The 19,400-nt window shown below is 52.5% G+C and carries 19 protein-coding genes; 17 read left to right on the forward strand and 2 right to left on the reverse strand.

Annotation, left to right across the window (positions count from 1 at the left end; translation table 11 throughout):
- The first annotated feature begins 74 nt into the window (after positions 1-74).
- The 7 genes from KZ483_RS12550 to gndA all read left to right on the forward strand — a co-directional run bounded on the left by KZ483_RS12550 (position 75) and on the right by gndA (position 8,578).
- On the forward strand, positions 75-2,144 hold the full coding sequence (locus KZ483_RS12550; protein WP_220352962.1) for a bifunctional aldolase/short-chain dehydrogenase: 2,070 nt from the start codon (positions 75-77) through the stop codon (positions 2,142-2,144).
- 42 nt (positions 2,145-2,186) lie between these two features.
- A complete protein-coding gene (locus tag KZ483_RS12555; RefSeq protein ID WP_220352963.1) occupies positions 2,187-2,573 on the forward strand; it encodes a sensory rhodopsin transducer in 387 nt (128 codons plus the stop codon).
- Positions 2,574-2,594: 21 nt separating this feature from the next.
- Positions 2,595-3,815, forward strand: coding sequence for an L-rhamnose isomerase (gene rhaI / locus KZ483_RS12560; RefSeq protein WP_220352964.1), 1,221 nt, complete (start codon positions 2,595-2,597; stop codon positions 3,813-3,815).
- Positions 3,812-5,293, forward strand: coding sequence for a rhamnulokinase (locus tag KZ483_RS12565; protein ID WP_220352965.1), 1,482 nt, complete (start codon positions 3,812-3,814; stop codon positions 5,291-5,293). The genes rhaI and KZ483_RS12565 overlap by 4 nt, the downstream gene beginning before the upstream one ends.
- 5 nt (positions 5,294-5,298) lie before the next feature.
- On the forward strand, positions 5,299-6,060 hold the full coding sequence (locus tag KZ483_RS12570) for a DeoR/GlpR family DNA-binding transcription regulator (RefSeq protein WP_220353410.1): 762 nt from the start codon (positions 5,299-5,301) through the stop codon (positions 6,058-6,060).
- 214 nt (positions 6,061-6,274) lie between these two features.
- Entirely contained in the window at positions 6,275-6,871 is a 597-nt protein-coding gene (locus KZ483_RS12575) for a hypothetical protein (protein ID WP_220352966.1), read from the forward strand.
- A 294-nt stretch (positions 6,872-7,165) separates the two neighbouring features.
- On the forward strand, positions 7,166-8,578 hold the full coding sequence (gene gndA, locus KZ483_RS12580; protein ID WP_220352968.1) for an NADP-dependent phosphogluconate dehydrogenase: 1,413 nt from the start codon (positions 7,166-7,168) through the stop codon (positions 8,576-8,578).
- Between the two features lie 28 nt (positions 8,579-8,606).
- Here the strand turns inward: gndA and KZ483_RS12585 are convergent, their stop codons facing one another.
- Positions 8,607-8,894, reverse strand: coding sequence for a hypothetical protein (locus tag KZ483_RS12585; protein WP_220352969.1), 288 nt, complete (start codon positions 8,892-8,894; stop codon positions 8,607-8,609).
- 150 nt (positions 8,895-9,044) lie between these two features.
- Here KZ483_RS12585 and KZ483_RS12590 point away from each other — a divergent pair, with 150 nt between their 5' ends.
- From KZ483_RS12590 to ptsP, 6 genes are all read left to right on the forward strand, one after another.
- Positions 9,045-9,566 (forward strand): shikimate kinase, encoded by a 522-nt coding sequence (locus KZ483_RS12590; protein ID WP_220352971.1) that lies wholly within the window; start codon positions 9,045-9,047, stop codon positions 9,564-9,566.
- 46 nt (positions 9,567-9,612) lie between these two features.
- Positions 9,613-10,905: a 3-phosphoshikimate 1-carboxyvinyltransferase gene (gene aroA, locus KZ483_RS12595; RefSeq protein ID WP_220352973.1), complete on the forward strand. Its 1,293-nt coding sequence runs from the start codon at positions 9,613-9,615 to the stop codon at positions 10,903-10,905.
- A gap of 29 nt (positions 10,906-10,934) precedes the next feature.
- Complete coding sequence (locus KZ483_RS12600; RefSeq protein ID WP_220352974.1) at positions 10,935-11,369, forward strand: CoA-binding protein; 435 nt, start codon at positions 10,935-10,937, stop codon at positions 11,367-11,369.
- A 123-nt stretch (positions 11,370-11,492) separates the two neighbouring features.
- Complete coding sequence (locus KZ483_RS12605; protein ID WP_220352975.1) at positions 11,493-12,152, forward strand: hypothetical protein; 660 nt, start codon at positions 11,493-11,495, stop codon at positions 12,150-12,152.
- Between the two features lie 135 nt (positions 12,153-12,287).
- Positions 12,288-14,171: a glucose PTS transporter subunit IIA gene (locus tag KZ483_RS12610; RefSeq protein WP_220352976.1), complete on the forward strand. Its 1,884-nt coding sequence runs from the start codon at positions 12,288-12,290 to the stop codon at positions 14,169-14,171.
- On the forward strand, positions 14,168-15,931 hold the full coding sequence (ptsP, locus tag KZ483_RS12615; protein ID WP_220352977.1) for a phosphoenolpyruvate--protein phosphotransferase: 1,764 nt from the start codon (positions 14,168-14,170) through the stop codon (positions 15,929-15,931). Before KZ483_RS12610 ends, ptsP begins: the two co-directional genes overlap by 4 nt.
- A gap of 27 nt (positions 15,932-15,958) precedes the next feature.
- On the opposite strand, the gene KZ483_RS12620 is transcribed toward ptsP, so the two are convergent.
- Entirely contained in the window at positions 15,959-16,483 is a 525-nt protein-coding gene (locus KZ483_RS12620; protein WP_220352979.1) for a type 1 glutamine amidotransferase domain-containing protein, read from the reverse strand.
- Positions 16,484-16,585: 102 nt separating this feature from the next.
- On the opposite strand from KZ483_RS12620, the gene KZ483_RS12625 reads away from it, so the two are divergent.
- The 4 genes from KZ483_RS12625 to KZ483_RS12640 all read left to right on the forward strand — a co-directional run bounded on the left by KZ483_RS12625 (position 16,586) and on the right by KZ483_RS12640 (position 19,394).
- Positions 16,586-17,029 carry a VanZ family protein gene (locus tag KZ483_RS12625; RefSeq protein WP_220352980.1) on the forward strand — a complete coding sequence of 148 codons (444 nt, stop codon included), beginning with the start codon at positions 16,586-16,588 and terminating at the stop codon, positions 17,027-17,029.
- A 134-nt stretch (positions 17,030-17,163) separates the two neighbouring features.
- On the forward strand, positions 17,164-17,565 hold the full coding sequence (locus tag KZ483_RS12630) for a hypothetical protein (protein WP_220352982.1): 402 nt from the start codon (positions 17,164-17,166) through the stop codon (positions 17,563-17,565).
- A gap of 120 nt (positions 17,566-17,685) precedes the next feature.
- Positions 17,686-18,693 (forward strand): catabolite control protein A, encoded by a 1,008-nt coding sequence (gene ccpA, locus KZ483_RS12635; protein WP_220352984.1) that lies wholly within the window; start codon positions 17,686-17,688, stop codon positions 18,691-18,693.
- 2 nt (positions 18,694-18,695) lie between these two features.
- Entirely contained in the window at positions 18,696-19,394 is a 699-nt protein-coding gene (locus KZ483_RS12640) for a 5'-methylthioadenosine/adenosylhomocysteine nucleosidase (protein ID WP_220353411.1), read from the forward strand.
- Positions 19,395-19,400 lie beyond the last annotated feature (6 nt).

Below are 19,400 nucleotides of genomic sequence, written 5' to 3' on the forward strand. Positions count from 1 at the left end.
TTATTTACTGCCTGTGATACCATGAAAACAAACACAAACAAAATAAAACAATAATAAACAAAGGTGATGACAAAATGGCGAAATCACTGTGGGAATCACAGAAGGCGTCTGCGGTTGCAAGCGGCGTTGATGAACTTGTTTATCGTTCCAATTTGATCGGTACGGACCGTACAGTGTGCAACTGGGGCGGCGGTAACACTTCCATGAAGACTGTCGTTCAGGACTTCCGGGGCCGTGACGTGGAAGTGATGTATGTCAAAGGCAGCGGTTCCGATCTGGCCACGATGAAAGCGCATAACTTTACTGCGCTTCGAATGGACGACATCCGCCCTTTGTTCGAGCGTGAAAGCATGACCGACGAGGATATGGTCTCTTACCTCGCGAACTGCATGATCGACAGCAAGCATCCGCGCGCTTCAATCGAGACGCTGCTGCATGCATTTCTGCCCTTCAAGCATGTCGACCATACGCATCCCGATTCAATCATCAGCCTCTGCTGCACGGATAATGGGCAGGCGCTGGCCAAGGAAATTTTCGGCGACCGTTTCGTCTGGGTCCCGTATGTCCGGCCAGGGTTTACTTTGTCCAAAATGATTGCCGAAGGCGTCCTCGCGAGCCCCAAAGCGGAACTGGTCCTAATGGAGAAGCACGGTCTTGTCACGTGGGGCGATACGTCTGAGGAATGCTATAACAAGACGCTGTCGATTATCAACGAGGCGGAGGACTACATCGAGAGCAAGGTGAACGAGCAGGCGCTGTTCGGCGGCGCGCGTTACAGCTCCCTTGATGCGGACAGAAGACGTGATCTCGCGGCGGCGGTAATGCCTGTGATCCGCGGAGCGGTCAGCGATTCGAAGTCCATGCTCGTCACGTTCGATGATGAAGCGGATGTGCTGACCTTTGTTAACGGCCGGGATGCTTCTGTGCTCTCGCAGGTCGGCGCCGCATGCCCTGATCATCTTGTCCATACGAAGATGGTTCCGCTTTATATCGATTGGGATCCTGCGGCGGGAACGGCGGAGACTCTTACGCTCAGAGTGAAAGAAGGAATAGCGAAGTTCAAAGCGGAGTATGCGGATTATTTCGAACGGAACAAGCACGAAGGAGACGTCATGTTCGAAGCCGCGCCCCGCGTTATACTTATCCCGGGAGTTGGAATGTTCAACACCGGCAAATCCCGCGCTTTGGCGCAAGTCAGCGGTGCGCTGTATCACCGCGCTATCGCGGTTATGCGCGGCGCAACGACACTCGGATCATTCGTTTCGCTAAGCGAGAACGAATCGTACAACGTCGAATATTGGCCGCTTGAGCTGTATAAGCTGACGCTCGCTCCGGCTGAAGCGGAATTTTCCCGTAAGGTAGCCTTTATAACCGGCGGAGCGGGAGGAATAGGCAGTGCCACGGCACGCCGGCTTGTGGCGGAAGGCGCTCATGTCGTGCTCGCGGATCTTAATCTCGAAGGCGCGCAGCAGGTTGCCGGCGAGATCAACGGGAAATTCGGCGAAGGCCGCGCGCTTGCCGTTAAAATGGATGTAACGAGCGAAGAGCAGGTGCTCGGCGCTTTCGCGGAAGCCGCTATTTACTATGGAGGTGTTGACATTCTCGTCAACAATGCCGGACTTGCAACCTCCAGTCCCTTTGAGGAGACATCACTTAAAGAATGGAATCTCAATATAAATGTGCTTGCAACCGGCTATTTCCTTGTAGCGCGTGAAGCCTTTAAATTGATGAAGTCGCAGGGTACGGGCGGCAATATGGTATTCATCGGCTCCAAAAATTCGGTTTACGCCGGTAAGAACGCGTCTGCTTACAGCGCGGCGAAAGCGCTCGAAGCGCATTTGGCACGCTGCATAGCGGCAGAAGGCGGCGCGGACGGCATTCGTGTCAATACGGTCCTGCCCGATGCCATCCTGCAGGGCTCGGCGATCTGGAATTCGAACTGGCGCAATGAACGCGCCGCCGCTTACGGCATCGAGCCGGATCAATTGGAAGAATACTACCGCAAGCGCACGACACTGCTCGTTAACATCTATCCGTCCGATATTGCCGAGGGCGTAGCCTTCTTCGCTTCTTCCAAATCCGCAAAGACGACCGGCTGCATGCTTACGATCGACGGCGGCGTTCCGGCGGCATTTACGCGATAATACATTTACTTATCATTCAGCTGTTATAGGAGGAGAGCCCTCGTGTCTGTCCAAAGAGGAGAAACGTTATGGGTCGTTCCGGACGGATATATTCCGCCCGTAAGCACCGGCGATCTTGAAAGTCATGAATCGATATGCGTCTTGAATACGAATGAAACGGACGCCCAGCTGATCGTCAACGTCTATTTCGAAGATCAGCCGCCGCTCGAAGGCATTCCGCTGCTCGTCCCGGCCAAGAGGACGCTGCATGCACGCACCTCCAGCCTGAAGAGTGGAGCAGAGATCATTCCCAAAGGTGTCCCGTATGCGATGGAGGTATTGAGCGATATTCCAATCTACGTCCAGTACAGCAGACTTGATGCTACACAGCCCGCCAATGCCCTCATGTCCGTGATGGCATATCCCGTTCGTACCAACCAAATAAAATAGATACGAAAGGATGAAACAACGATGAGCGACCGCGCTTACGGCTTGTTTGAAGAGCAGCAGCACAATCGAGGCATCGATTTAAACAAAGTGAAAGCGAAGCTGAAATCGATCCGTATCGAAACGCCATCCTGGGGTTACGGCGATTCGGGAACAAGGTTCAAAGTGTTTCGCAAAAATGGCGTGCCCCGCACTCCGTTCGAGAAATTTGACGATGCGGCTGTCGTCCATAAGCTGACAGGCCTTTGTCCATCGGTTGCCATTCATATTCCTTGGGATAAAGTTGACGATTACGATAAGCTTCGCACTCATGCCGAAGGACTCGATTTGCAAATCGGAGCCGTCAACCCCAATCTGTTTCAAGAGGATGACTATATGTTCGGCAGCGTCACCAATTCCGATCCGGCGGTTCGCCGCAAAGCGACCGACCACCTGCTCGAATGTGTCGATATCGCCAAAGCGACAGGCTCTCGCGATCTAAGCCTGTGGTTTGCGGACGGCACGAATTATCCCGGCCAAGCGGATATCCGCAAGCGGAAAACATGGATGTATGAGGCGCTGTCCGAGATGTATAAAGCGATGACCCCTGATATGCGGATGCTCATTGAATATAAATTTTTCGAGCCCGCTTTCTATCACACGGATCTCGCCGATTGGGGCATGGCGTACAATTTGGCGAAAAAACTGGGCGACCGGGCTTCGGTGCTGGTCGATACCGGCCATCATGCGCCCGGCACGAACGTGGAACATATCGTTGCATACCTGCTCGATGAGCAGAGACTTGGCGGATTTCACTTCAACAGCCGCAAATACGCAGATGACGACTTGATCGTCGGAGCGATCAATCCTTATGAACTTTTCCTTATTTTCTATCAAATTATCGAAGCTGCTAACGATGCAGACGGCGGCATCCGCGGCTGCGCGGACGATATTGCTTACATGATCGACCAAAGCCACAATATCGAGCCGAAGATCCAGGCGATGATCCGCTCGGTGTTGAACGTCCAGACGCAGTATGCGAAGGCGCTGCTTATTAATCTGGACGAGGTGCACGCCGCACAGGAAGCCCAGGATGTGATGGCTGCCGAGGATGCGGTCCGCAGCGCGTACGAAGTCGACGTTACACCGCTGCTTCATGCGGTGCGCGAGGAGCTCGGTCTGCCGCTCGATCCGATGAAAGCATTCCGGGAAAGCGGTTATGTCGAATCCATCGCCCATCGCGGCAAGGGCGGCGCGAGCTGGTGAAGGCGCTCGCTTTCGATCTTGGCGCAGGCAGCGGCCGCGCGGTGCTTGGATGGGTGGAGGAGGGCAGAATCGTCATTGAAGAGGCGCACCGATTCCCGAATGAACCGGTGCGGGTCGGCGGGCGCTTCCATTGGGACATTTTAAGGCTGTACCACGAGATTAAGCAGGGGATTCGCAATGCCTGGCGCATTTCGAATGAAGATATAAGCAGCATCGGCATCGATTCCTGGGCGGTCGATTTCGGCCTCATCGGCGGGAATGGCGAGCTTCTCGGCAACCCTTACCATTACCGCGACACCCATACTGCGACCGCCATGGAGGAAGTATTCGCGATCGTCCCGGATGCGGAAATCTTCGCCCGCACCGGCATTCAATTTCTGCCTTTCAACACACTGTATCAGCTTCATGCTCTCAAGCGGGATCAAAACCCGCTGCTGGCGCAAGCCGGGCATCTGCTGATGATTCCGGATTTGCTGCGTTATTTCCTGAGCGGCGATATGTACAGCGAATTCACCAACGCAACGACTACGCAAGCGTTCAATCCGACTGCCGGCGACTGGGATGAACGGCTGCTCGGCGCTATAGGCATTAACAGGAATATTCTGCTTCCACCGGTTAAACCGGGCTCGGTTGTCGGCCGTTTGCGCGATTCCGTGACGCAGGAGCTTGGGGTGCCGGCGATTCCGCTTATCGCCGTCGGTGAACATGACACCGCTTCCGCAGTGGCGGGTGTTCCTGCGCTTACTCCGTCGTTTGCATACTTATCATGCGGTACCTGGTCGCTGATGGGGACTGAAGTGCCGGCACCGGTACTTACCGGGGAAGCGCAGAGGCTCAATTTCACGAACGAAGGCGGCGTATACGATACTTACCGGCTGCTTAAGAACATTATGGGCTTGTGGCTGCTAGAAGAGAGCAAACGCGCATGGGAGAGAGAAAGTTCCGGTGGAGGCAAACTGCAGTATCCCGAATTGCTGGACAGCGCTTCGCAGGCGGCACCGTTCCGCTCTCTGATCGACCCGGACGACCTGCGTTTTCTTAACCCTGACCATATGCCTTCGGCAATTGCTGCTTACTGCAGGGAGACCGGCCAGCCTGAGCCTGTTACAAAAGGCGAGATTGTTCGTTGTATTCTGGAGAGCTTGGCTTTAAAATATCGGTATGTGCTTGACAAAACGCAGTCTTTGACCGGTTCCGTTTTTGAAGGTCTCCATATTGTAGGGGGCGGCATTCAGAACGAGCTGTTGTGCCGGTTCACGGCAAGCGCCATCGGCAAGCCGGTGTGGGCCGGACCTGCGGAAGGAAGCGCGCTCGGCAATCTGGCGGTTCAGTTTATATCCGCCGGTGAAGTAAGCGATATTGCCGAAGCCCGGAGGCTGATCCGGGACTCATTCCCAATTACAACATACCGGCCCGAAGACCCCGCCGTTTGGAATGAAGCGTACAGCACATTCAACCAGTTGATCGGATTGGAATGAAGTCCATGCTAGTGGCCGAAAGATATGCAAAAATTATACAGCTGGTCAATGACCGAGGCAGCATCCGGGTAAGCGAGCTAAGCGAGCTGTGCGGCGTGACGGAGGAAACGATCCGGCGCGATCTCGACCGGCTTGAGCATGCAGGCAAGCTTCAGCGCAGTCACGGCGGCGCGGTGAGCGTGAAGGATGCGCAGACTGAAGTTCCTTACTTCGAGCGTGAAATTATGAACGCTGCCGAGAAGAAGCGGATAGCCCAGGAAGCGGTCCAGCGGATCGAGCCTTACGATAAAATCGCACTGGATGCGAGCTCCACGGCGTTCTATATGGCTGCGGCGATACCGGATATTCCGTTAACGGTTCTCACGAACTCGATCAAGGTAGCGCTGGAACTCGCGGGCAAGGAGAAGATAGAAGTGATTTCCACCGGAGGCATACTTTCTTCCAGATCGTTATCTTACCAAGGCCCGCTTGCAGAATCGAACCTGGAACACTTCCATGTGGACAAAGCGTTTATCTCGGGCAAAGGCGTTCACCCGGATTACGGTATCAGCGAGTCAAATGAACTGCAGGCATCCGTTAAGAGAAAAATGATCGGAATCGCCGATGAAGTTTTCTTGCTTGCCGATTACTCGAAGTTCGGCGTCCGCGCTTTCTCGCTTATCGCTTCCTGTGAGCAGGTGCATCATCTGATAACGGATGGCAGAGGAGACAGCGAGATGCGTCGCCGTCTTGAGGATTGTGGATTAAAAATGACTATAAGCAAGTAAAGACAATACCAGGTACGAGACTGTCCGACCTTCTTTTTATAGACGAAGGCGGACAGCCTCGTTTTTTTTACGGTTCTACTGTTCAAATGTCCTGAACAAGGTTAAAAATAGTCAATAAACCAAGTTGCCATTACATAAGATGGAGTATAAGATAGTAATATGAGAGAATATTCAGAACATTTCGTCAATGATATTGCTGGAGGAGGGATTGCCGATGAACAAGAGTCACGAAGTAGAATATTGCAACCTGGAGCTGCGTTTTGACCGCCGGCAAATCCAAAATCTGATCCGGGATTTGATCCAGGAAGGGTATTCGCTCTATTGGAGCGAAACGGACGTCTATTTTCTCATTTCCGTTCGAAGCGGGCGAAAGCTGGTAAAACTCCGTTTCCAACGGGTGCGCCACCGGTACAAAATTATCGGCGATTATATTATTAAAGATGAGAAGCTGTCGGAGCTGCTTGAGAAGCTGATTAACGATTCCCGCGGTCACGCGGTAGTAAAGCGTTTCAAAGACAGGCAGATCGTGATTGAAAGCATTATGTTTGGCGAAATCATACGACTTGTGGAGGTGTCCGGCATGGAACATAGAATCATTTATCAGAAAAAACCGTTTGTCACTGTTGAAGAAGTTATCCAGGCGTTTCAGTCGAAGCGGGCGGAAGAGCGGGCGTCGGTTCTCCGTTATGAGCTTGATTACGAGCTGTCCGTCCTCCATGAGGCGGTTATGGAAGGACGCGAGTCTGATGCGGCATTGTCCAAGGAGCGTCTGCAAACTTTACGGGCCGAGATGATCCAACTTGAGTTGTGAACTTATGTATAAGATATATTTGAACAAGTGAGCTTCCGGAGCGATTCAGGCCCGAAAGCTCATTTGTTGTTTAAGGCGCTATGCGGACAGTATCAGCTTCCGGTCGTTGCGGTCAGGGCAGCGGTTTTGACACCGTCGACATTTTTATTCGAAAGATAGTTTTCATTCCCGGTCAAAAAGAGTAAAATAGGAGTATTGTATGCGCAGCGTCCAGGTGTACCCCTATGCGGGATATCGAAAGATTGGCGCACGTAAGAGGTAGACTATAAACGAGTAAAGGGATGGAAGAACCAGATGTCTAAACAACAAATCGGTGTAGTGGGCTTGGCCGTAATGGGCCGAAACCTTGCGCTCAACATTGAAAGCAGAGGGTTTACCGTATCGGTGTACAATCGCTCCCGTGAGAAAACAGACGATCTTCTTCAAGACTCGCCGGGCAAGAACCTGTTTGGCACCTATTCGATCGAAGAATTCGTGGAATCGCTCGAAACTCCCCGTAAGATCTTGATCATGGTGCAAGCGGGCAAAGGTACTGACGCTACGATCGACGCTCTCGTTCCGCATTTGGCCGAAGGCGATATTATTATCGACGGCGGCAACGCATATTTCCCGGACACGCAGCGCCGTAACAAGGAACTGGAATCGAAGGGCATCCGTTTCATCGGAACCGGCGTATCAGGCGGCGAGGAGGGCGCTCTTAAAGGACCGTCCATCATGCCTGGAGGCCAGGAGTCCGCATATAAGCTCGTTGAACCGATTCTGACCGCGATTTCAGCTAAAGTCGGCGGCGACCCTTGCTGTACATATATCGGACCGGACGGAGCCGGACACTACGTGAAAATGGTGCATAACGGCATCGAGTACGGCGACATGCAGCTCATTTGCGAAGCTTATGATTTACTAAAGCGCGTGCTTGGCGTAAACACGGAAGAGCTGCAGAGCATTTTCACCGAGTGGAACAAAGGCGAGCTCGACAGTTATCTGATTGAGATCACAGCTGATATTTTCACCAAATACGATCCCGAAACCAATAAGCCGATGGTCGATGTCATCCTCGACGCGGCAGGCCAGAAGGGCACGGGAAAATGGACAAGCCAAAGCGCGCTTGACCTTGGCGTGCCATTGTCGATTATCACGGAATCCGTATTCTCGCGCTTCTTGTCCGCTCTGAAGGAAGAACGAGTTGAGGCAAGCAAGCTGCTCAAAGGACCGGCCTCAGCCCCTTATCAAGGAGATAAAGCGGCATTTATCGAAGCTGTTCGCAAAGCACTGTTCGCGAGCAAAATTTGCTCGTATGCGCAGGGCTTCGCTCAAATGCGCGCCGCTTCCGACGAATACGGCTGGAACCTGCGTTATGGCGATATCGCGATGATCTTCCGCGGCGGCTGCATCATTCGCGCGCGTTTCCTGCAGAACATCAAGGATGCTTACGACCGCGACGCTGGACTGCCGAACCTGCTGCTCGACTCCTATTTCAAAGAAATCGTCGAGTCGTATCAAGGCGCATGGCGTGAAGTCGTTGCGACTGCAGTAACGCAAGGCATACCTGTTCCGGCGTTCTCGAGCGCGCTGTCCTACTACGACAGCTACCGCACCGAGCGGCTCCCTGCCAACCTGCTGCAGGCCCAGCGCGATTACTTCGGCGCTCATACGTTCAAACGCGTCGATAAAGAAGGCACGTTCCACTTCAACTGGCTGGATACGTAGTACGAGGACCGGAGGGCAAGTCCGTCAATTAATGGAACCCGGACATTGCTTCGGCTAATCGGCTCCGCAAACGGTCGGCCTCCGGGCCGCACCCGCTGCGCTGTTTAATCAGTATCATCGACACTTCGGCAAACGATTGAAATATACGCAATAATTGTGGCTGGGGAAGGCTGATTAATTCAGGCGCTTCGTCAGCCACTTTCTTTTTCATGTATTCAAGCGCCCATACGACGTCTTCCCGGCACAAGGGGTACTCGGGCCCTAATATCCGGTTTATTCGTTGATGCGACGGATGAGGCTCGCGGTTTGGAGCCATAAAGGTCACTCCTCGGCTTAAATGGTCATTTAACGGTATTATCATCTCTACGCAATTTGAACTTTTTTATACCCGAAGTTTTGAGAAAATGGTATGATAGTTTAACATATGTCCAAATTTAAGTGGAAAATGAGAAGGTGTCTGTAGACGATGGAGGACAAGCGTCAAACGCATATCGTGCTTGTCGGATTTCCGGGCACGGGAAAATCGACGGTAAGCGGGCTGCTTGCTAAACGGTTGGAATGTGAAAAAGTCGATGTCGACGAAGAGATCGAACGCATAGCCGGAAAGCGAATTGCGGATATTTTTGCAGAGAAGGGCGAAACCGCCTTTCGGGCACAAGAGACGGAAGCGCTTGCGGCCGTGCTCGACAGACAAGAGCGGCAAGTAGTCGCGACCGGCGGTGGTGCCGTACTTGCCGAGGCTAACCGTGAACTCATGCTGAATCGGGGGTTTGTGGTTGCATTGAAGGCCGATGCCGAGATGATTATTGCGCGCGTCAGCCAGGATACCGCACGTCCGCTGCTGCAGGGAGACGTCCGGGCAAGAGTAAACAAGCTGCTGGAAGAACGAAAGCATGCCTACGATTTTGCCCATTTATCGATCGATACGACCGCCATGAGCGCCAAAGAAGTGACAGATCTTATTTATACTCGTCTGCCTTGGCATTGATTGATAATAATGTAGCCATCATATATAAAGGAGAAACGATTCGACAATGGATGTTCGCGTAATTCCCACACCTAAACTGCACGGCGAAATTCAAGCGCTCTCTTCCAAGAATTATACGACCCGTTACCTGCTGGTTGCGGCTTTGGCTGAGGGCACGAGCACGATTTATTACCCGGCCCATAGTGAGGATAGCGACGCAATGCGCCGGTGCATCCGCGATTTGGGGGCAGTTATTGAAGAGGATGACGAGAAGATCGTCATTACCGGCTTCGGACGAAGCCCCAAGGATGTGAAAGAGCTTGATGTCGGGAATGCCGGAGCGGTGCTCCGCTTCCTGATGGCTATAGCCGCACTTTGTCCCGATGTGACATTCATTAACCGCTATCCCGATTCGCTCGGCAAACGTCCGCACGATGATTTGATCGATGCGCTCGGACAGCTCGGAGTCGAAGTCGACCATGATAACGGCCGTCTTCCAATTACCATTCGCGGAGGTAAGCCGAGCGGCGGAAAAATCTGCGTCTCCGGAAGCGTCAGCTCCCAATATTTGAGCGCTTTGTTGTTTCTCACGCCTCTGCTTGAGCAGGACAGCGAGATCGAAGTGCTTAATGATCTGAAATCGAAAGTCGTAGTCGGCCAGACACTCGAAGTATTGGAACAGGCCGGAATTATAATCGAGGCTAGCGAGGACCTCATGCATTTCCGTGTGCCTGGACGTCAGCGGTATGAGGCGAAGAAGTATGTCGTTCAAGGGGATTACCCTGGATCCGCTGCAATTCTGGCGGCGGCGGCGGTGACGAATTCCGATGTTACTCTGCACCGGCTGGAAGAGAAAAGCAAGCAGGGTGAGCGCGCTATCGTTGACGTGCTCCGCATGATGGAAGTCCCACTAACGCACGAGAACGGCACGATCCGGGTACAGGGTAACGGCAAGCTGAAGGCGCTCGAATTCGACGGGGACAAAGCGACAGACGCCGTGCTTGCCATGGTCGCAGCAGCCGTGTTTGCCGACGGAACTTCCCGTTTCTATGATGTAGAGAATTTGCGCTATAAGGAGTGCGACCGCATTACCGATTATTTGAACGAGCTTCGCAAGGCCGGCGCGAACGTAGAAGAGCGTCAAAGCGAAATTATCGTTCACGGCCGTCCCGAAGGAGTGGAGGGGGGCGTCGAAATTAACGCTCACTATGACCATCGGGTTATAATGGCGCTCACTGTCGTCGGCTTGCGCGCCAAACAACCGCTCCGGATTCGCGACGCCCACCACGTGGCCAAATCGTACCCGCAATATTTTGATCACTTAAAGGCCTTGGGCGCCAATGTCGAGTGGATTGAATAGAATTTCAGTGAGAGAGGGGATGCACGGTTATGGCATTTCAAAACCCGTCGAGGGAAGAAATCAAACGCATTTTGGAGCAGTCGAATACTATTGCGGTCGTCGGACTCTCCGATAAACCCGAGCGCACGTCATACATGGTCTCGGAGGCGATGCAGGCCAAAGGGTACCGTATCATTCCGGTTAACCCTAATGCCGATTCTATTCTCGGTGAAAAAAGCTACCCTTCTCTAAAAGACATTCCGGAAAAGGTTGACCTTGTAAATGTGTTCCGGCGCAGCGAGCATACACCCGAGGTCGCGGAGGAAGCAGCGGCGATCGGCGCCTCGGCAATTTGGCTGCAGCTCGGCGTTTACAATGAAGTAACAGCGGAAATCGCAGGCCGAGGAGGCTTGCAGGTCATTATGGACCGCTGTATAAAGGTTGAGGATTCGATACTACTGCCGCATGGAAAATCCAAAAAATAACCATAATTTATGCTTCGAGAACTTTTCATAAAAAACGCTTGTCTCTCCAACAATAAGAAAGGTTCCTTTAGACTGACCAGTCTTAGGAAAACCGACATCTTACAATTCCAAGGAGGACAACCAGTGAGCATGATTTCGCAAGGCGGGTTCCAGAACCAGCAGTTCGGCGGTCAGCAAGCACAAGCGAACAGATACCAACCGCTCGGTTTCGTGCAAGCGCAATACCAAGGCGGCATCAGAAAACAAAACGCAGGTCCGGTTATTTCCCATGTTGGCTTCTCTGCAGGCCAACAACAAAACGCTTCTCAATTCGCAAACCAAGGTTTTGCGCAAAACAGATCGTTTGTCGGCAGCCAGCAGCAGAATTTTGCTCAACCGGTTATCGCTCATGCCGGTTACACGGCAGGCCAAGGCAACCAATCTGCACCTGTCATTGCTCATGCAGGTTCAACGGCTGCCCAATTCGGACAACATCAATCCGGATTTGGCGCAAGCGCGCAAAGCTTTAACCAGTTCTCGCAAGCCGGTGGGCAATCCAACCCGGTTTACCAGGCTACGAACGCGGCTGCACAAGATGGCCCGGTTCTTGCTAAGCTTGGTTATACTGCAGGCCAGCAGCAGCAAGCTGGATTTGGCGCAAGCACGCAAAGCTTTAACCAATTCTCGCAAGCCGGTCAACAATCGAACCCGGTATATCAAGCTACGAACGCTTCTGCACAGGATGGTCCTGTACTTGCCAAAGTTGGCTATACTGCAGGTCAACAATTCGGACAGCGTTTCTAGAAAACAGGTTGGAGCGGTATGAAGAGCGAGGCGGCGGACCGTTAGGTCCGCCGTTTTCTTTTGACAAAGTCCAGTCAAAGGCTTACCATCAACATTAGAGAAAGCCCAACGCTGTAGGGTAAAGGGGGAATGCGAATGAACATAATGGGTCATTTGCAGCAGCTTGGCAGGTCGTTGATGCTGCCTACCATTGTGCTGCCGGGAGCCGCAATATTTCTCAGCTTGAGTACTTTACCTTGGGCGTCTATAGGTCTTCCGGGCATGCAGTCGCATCTTCATACAGCAGGAGAAGCGCTTTTCAGTTTTCTCCCATACTTATTCGCCTTCGGCGTTGCCATGGGTATGACAAGCAATGCCGGCGCCGCCGGTCTGGCGGCTTTGGCCGGCATGTTCATTTATACAGGGATTATTAACGCCAGTCATTACGAGCTTGAACCGACAGTTTTCACTGGTGTTATCATAGGGCTTGTAACCAGCATGTTCAACGAGCGGTTCAAGTCGATCAAGTTCCCGGAATATATCCAGTTTTTTGGCGGTCCCCGGTTTATACCGCTTGTTGTCAGCCTGTTTTCCGCCCTGTGGGCGATCTTAATGGTGCAGCTGGCGCCAAGCCTGCACAACGGATTGATGGCGCTTGGCGATATTGTATCGTCAGGTGGCGGATTCGGTGTTTTTCTGTTCGGGTTCGTGCTACGCATATTAGTAGTTTTCGGCCTTCATCATCTCGTGAGCCATGTGTTCTGGTTCCAGGTGGGTGGGTACGAGCTGCCGGACGGTACGATGCTCTTCGGTGATTTGCCGCGGTTTTTCGCCGGAGATCCGACTGCGGGCGCATTTATGGCGGGTCTCTATCCGACAATGATGTTTGCTCTCCCTGCTATAGCATTTGCGATTATTCATGAAGCGCGGGAGGATCTGAAGCCTAAAATCCGCAAGACATTTCTGACAGCGGCGCTTGCTTCCTTTCTGACCGGGGTGACGGAGCCGATCGAATTCGCGTTTTTGTTCGTAGCTCCGTATTTGTTTGTTGTTCATGCGCTGCTCTCGGGACTGATGATGTGGTTTACTTACGAGCTTGGAATCCGCGCCGGCTTCTCTTTCTCTGCCGGAGCGATCGATTTTCTCATAAACGAGCATCTTGCTACAAAAGGCTGGCTCCTGCTGCCGATCGGACTCGTCTTCGGCCTTATTTATTATGTTCTGTTCCGTTGGGCCATCCGCCGTTTCCGTATTCCGACACCAGGCCGCGAGGAAGGCTCGCAGCTGGATGAATGGGCCGGCGACATTCCATACCGGGCACCTCTTATTCTGCAGGCCATCGGCGGCAAGGAGAATATCCAGCAGATGGAGGCTTGCATCACCCGTCTTCGTTTAAAGGTGGTCAGCGACAAACTCATAGACAGCAGTGCGCTCAAGCATCTTGGTGCGGCCGGGGTTATCCGGCTCGGAGGAGGCAATGTGCAGATCGTCTTCGGCACCTATTCCGAGCTGATCAGAGAAGAGATGGACAAGGCCATTCGAAGGGACCTTTCAAGGGTCTTGTTCAGCTCTCCGGTCCAGGGCCGGATGATTCCGCTGAGCGAAGTGCCTGATCCAATCTTCGCCGGGAAACTCGTGGGCGAGGGGGTCGCTTTTATGCCGGAAAAAGGAGAGCTCGTCTCACCTGTCAAGGGGAAAGTCATTCACATTTATCCTTCTATGCATGCAATCGGCATTCGCACGCCGGAAGGATTGGATGTACTGCTGCACATCGGCATAGATACCTCGCAGTTAAAAGGAAAAGGGTTTAAGGCCGTCGTCAAGGAAGGAGACCAGGTGAACCCTGGGCAGCTGTTGATCACATTCGATTTACAGCAGATCCGCAAGGATAGTAAATCGCTGGCAACGCCGATGGTTATTACGAACTCCGACAGGGTTCGCTCGTGGAGCTTTGCGCCGTTTAAAGGCGTGAAACGGGGTCAAGCATCGGTAATGTCGGTCGTTTTGAAAGAGAGAAGCGGTGGAGGGGATACGGCGTGATTCAAGGAATTGGAGCATCATCGGGCATCGCGATCGGAAAGGCTTTTGTACTGCCGAATTGGGAGTGGGATTTACCGGAGCAAAAGATCGACGTTGCCGATTTGGCGCGCGAGTTCGACCGTTTATATGAAGGCATCCGCACATCGAAAGTGGAAATCGAGCAGATGAAAGACGAACTGCGCGAGGTGGTCGGGACAGAGGAAAGCTATATTTTCGACGCTCATCTGGCAATACTGGACGATCCGGTATTCATGAACGAAATACAGGGCATTATTCAACGTCAATATAAAGCGGCCGAAGTGGCCGTGAAGGAAGCGATTGATCATTTCGTCACGATGTTCGATCTGCTTGACGATGAATATATGAAGGAACGGGCTCTTGACATTAAAGATGTAGGCAACCGCCTTCTCAAGCATCTTCTCGGCGCCCCGGAAATAACGCTGCCTTCCGATACGCAGCCCTTTATTCTCGTGGCCAAAGAACTCTCGCCTTCGCAGCTGGCGCACTTAAACCCCAATCATGTGTTTGGTATTGCGACGCTTGTCGGAAGCACCACCTCTCATTCCTCAATCATGGCCAGAGCGCTGGGAATTCCTCTGGTTGTCGGATTGGAATCGAAGCTCGAGGAGCCTATTCAAACCGGTGATATGCTTATCGTAGACGGTGATACGGGCATTGTGCACTTGCACCCCGAAGACTCGTTAGTGAAGCAGTATACCGAGCTGCAGAAACGCCAGTATGAAGCGAATCAAAGGCTTAAGGGCATTGTCAGCGTCAAGCCTGTCACTGAAGACGGGAAAGAGATCGAGCTTGCCGCGAATATCAGTTCCCTTAAGGAACTGGATGTAGCGCTTGCCAGCGGAACGAACGGCGTCGGGCTCTTCCGCACCGAATTTCTTTACATGGACAGAAGCCGTCTCCCGAAAGAAGAGGAGCAGTACGAGGTGTATCGAAGCGTTGCCGAGAAGCTCGGCGGCTGTCCGCTCATTATCCGCACGCTCGATATCGGCGGTGACAAGCATCTCGACTATTTCGAGCTGCCTGAAGAAGATAACCCGTTTCTTGGCTACCGGGCGATTCGTATATGTCTGGACAAAACCGACTTGTTCAAAACGCAGCTTCGGGCCATCCTTCGGGCAAGCAGCTTCGGAAAGGTGAAAATCATGTATCCTCTCATCTCTTCCCTGGAAGAGGTGAAAGCAGCTAATGCCCTCCTGGAGGAAGCAAAGCAGGAGCTGACGGCGGAAGGGCATTCCTTCGATGAGAATATCGAAGTCGGCATAATGATAGAACTGCCGGCGGCGGTTATGATTGCGGACATACTTGCGGAAGAGGTCGATTTCTTCAGTATCGGCACCAACGATCTGGTTCAATTTACCCTCGCAGTTGATCGAATGAACGATCAAATTTCTCATTTGTATGAGCCCTATCACCCGGCTGTTCTGAGAATGCTGAAGATGACGGTTGAAGCGGCGAAGCGCGGCGGTATACATGTCGGCGTATGCGGAGAGCTTGCAGGCGATCTGAGAGCGCTGCCGCTCTGGCTTGCGCTTGATGTCGATGAGCTGAGCATGTCGGCGCATGCCATTCTGCCCATAAAAGAACGGCTGCTTTGCCTTAAGCAGCAAGCCAGCCGTTCGATGTTCGAGAAGCTTTTGAAGTGCAAAACCAGCAAAAGCATTCACGAGATGCTGGCAGCCTTTCAAAACGACCAATCCAGCGATATGGATGTGAAGTCCACCGCATTCAGGACCTCTTAAGCTTAGCCTATGCTTCGGACCGGCTAACTAAAGACCGCGAAGCGCTTCGACGAACGCTTTGCCGTATGGCGGCAAATCCGGCGGCCGGCGCGACGATATCAAGTGGCCGTCGACGACAACCGGCTCGTCGATCCAGGTTGCTCCCGCGTTCTCCATATCGTCCCGAATACCCGGTGTCGACGTCACATTGCGGCCGTTCAATATTTTCGCTGAGATCAGCACCCAGCCGGCATGGCAAATTTGTCCGATCGGCTTGCGTGCGGCGTCCAGATCTTTTACAAGCTGGAGCACCTGCGGGTATCGCCGCAGCTTGTCCGGCGCCCAGCCTCCGGGTACGAGAAGTCCGTCAACTGCGGCGCTGTCCACCTCGTCGAAGGATATGTCGGCTTTGGCGGGAACGCCGTATTTACCGATATGAGTGCGGTTTTTCTCGGGCCCTGCGAAGAGGACGGTCGCGCCTTCTTCCCTGACGCGGTAAACCGGATACCAAAGCTCTAAATCTTCGAATTCGTCGTCGAGCAGACAGATTACTGTCTTGCCTTGCAGCGTCATTGTCTTCACCCTCCTGAAACATCAGTTTTTCGAAGTAAACTTCGAAAGCAATGAATTTATTAGAAAATAAATGATCTTAATTATTGTATCGAAGGTGAACCGATGAAGCAAACGAAATCGGCTGCGGGAGAAATCGAGCAGCGTCGCCGAAGCTGGTTGTACGCTATTCCTGCGGTTATAGTAATGGCTGTCATTTTTATTTTTTCCGCACAGACCGGGGATGAGCTAAATACTTTCTTACCCTGGTTCCGGGAATTGTTTCCCGGCATGACCAATTTCGATTGGGGACATTTCATCGCTTATTTTCTGCTGGCTCTGGCCATTGATTTCGGCTTCGGAAGCAAAGCGGACAGCTGGAAGTACAAGGTTCTTATCGTCGCGCTGTGCGGCTTGTATGGGGTGACTGATGAATTCCACCAATCGTTTGTCGGGGGACGAACGCCGGATATTCATGACATACGAAACGATTGTATCGGCGGAGCGCTGGCCATGCTTGTCATTGCGGTTCCTGCGGTCCGGAAATGGTGGCGGAAGCTCACATCCTGACCAAAGAATGCAAAAATTACAAGATAACATGAAGAAGGACTTCAAATGAACTAAGTCGAATACCTTATCATTGGGCGCTGTCTTTATGCTTTCAGACTGAGCGCAGGCCGCTGCTATGAGAAGGAGTGACTATTTTGCATAAACGTTGTCCTTGCGGCGATGTGATGCTGATGAAACTGCGTACCGTTATCTATTCGGGCAAGGTGGAAATTGATAATGTTCCGATTTACTCCTGCCAGTCTTGCAACCGAAGCGAAGTGTTTCCGGAAGTGAAACCGGATTTGACCGGATTGATCGGCAAACTCGGGAACCGTCCGGAAAAACAGACGTATTTGTTTAACGAATGGAATGAATGGGCAGATTTGTTGGTAGAGGCATACCACGACCGCAAACTATCGGATCCCGATGCCTTGAAAAGGCGCACGGAGGAGCGTATCGACATGCTTCTCGCTTTATACGCTATCGCGCAATCCGCCGGTGATAATGCGTGGATGGCAGACTTACATAAACGGCTTATTCAATTAAGCCGCACATGATATCAGCTTGACATTAGGCGAACATCTCGGCAATCATTGCGAAAAGTAATATTTTGTCGTATCATTACGGTAAAGTAATGCGGCGCGAGAACAAAATTTGAGCTAATGGAGAGAAGGACCGTGACGGTAACCATTTATGATGTAGCAAGAGAAGCAGGCGTATCGATGGCCACGGTTTCACGGGTCGTAAACAACAACCCGAACGTAAAACCGCAGACGCGCAAAAAGGTATTTGAAGCGATCGAACGACTCGGCTATCGTCCGAATGCTGTAGCCCGCGGACTTGCAAGCAAGAAGACGACGACCGTAGGAGTGGTTATTCCCGACATTTCCAACGCTATCTTCGCTGAAGTTGCCCGGGGCATTGAAGATATAGCCAACATGTATCACTACAATATAATACTGTGTAATGCCGATAAGAAGAAGGACAAAGAGATTCGCGTCATTAATACGCTGCTGGAGAAGCAGGTCGACGGTCTCCTGTTTATGGGTGGAGCGGTGACGGACGAGCATCTGCAGGCATTCAAGACAGCCAATGTACCGATTGTGCTTTGTGCGACGACTGACGATAATGGTTCCATTCCATCAGTGGATATCGATCATGAAGGCGCCGCTTTCGACGCAGTACGGATGCTTATTGAGCAAGGACACCGGAAGATTGCCATGATCAGCGGAACGCTGCAGGATCCCGCCAACGGTTACGCGCGTTATCAAGGGTATAAGCGGGCGATTGAAGCCGCGGGCATTCCGTATGACGAGAACATGGTGCGTATCGGGAACTACCGGTATGAATCCGGCGTGGAAGCGATGAAATATTTCCTCGAATTGCAAGACCGCCCTACAGCGGTATTTTCAGCTACGGATGAGATGGCGATCGGCGCCATACACTGCATACAAGATTCAGGACTTAAGGTGCCGGGAGATATCTCTGTCATTAGCGTCGACAACAGCCGCATGGCTTCGATGGTTCGGCCGCAGCTGACCGCAGTCGCCCAGCCGATGTATGATATCGGCGCGGTTTCGATGCGCTTGCTAACTAAGCTGATGAAGAAAGAGTCGGTTGAACAAGGGAAGGTCGTACTTCCTCATGAGATCGTCACTCGCCAGTCGGTGGGAAGCAAGGAATGACGATGGGATATTCGAGAATCGGAATAATCGGCGCAATGGTGGAAGAGATCGAACTGCTCCACAAGCATGTGGAGAAAACCGGTTCATTTATTAAAGCCGGCATCACCTATGTGGAAGGCACGCTTCATGGACGCCAAGTCGTTTTCTGCAAATCGGGTGTAGGCAAAGTGAATGCCGCGGTCTGTACACAGCTGCTCATAGATGCCGGGGTCGACTGCGTTTTGTTTACCGGAGTTGCGGGAGCGGTTGATCCAACCCTGGACATCGGCGATATCGTCGTCTCGACGACGTGCCTGCAGCATGATATGGATTGTACGCCGCTGGGCTTTGCCCGCGGACAGATTCCTTTCCAGGAGGTATCCGAGTTCATCGCCGACCCGGCGCTTGTCGAGCTCGCAGCGAATGCATGCGAGCGGTTATTCCCCGGCCGCAGTGCCAAGGGGAAAGTGCTTTCCGGTGATCAATTTATCGCTTCCCGTGAAGCCGTTCGGGAACTGTATGAAGAACTCGGCGGCGCATGTACGGAAATGGAAGGCGCGGCGCTGGCGCAAGTATGCGTGATGAACGGCAAACCGTTCGTCGTCATCCGGTCCATGTCGGATAAAGCCGACGGCTCTGCGCATGTCAATTTCGCAGAATTTACTGTACAAGCATCAGTCAACTCGCATCGCATCATCGACGAAATGATCCAACATATGTAATCTGCG

Source organism: Paenibacillus sp. sptzw28, from assembly GCF_019550795.1.
Lineage (GTDB): Bacteria > Bacillota > Bacilli > Paenibacillales > Paenibacillaceae > Paenibacillus_Z.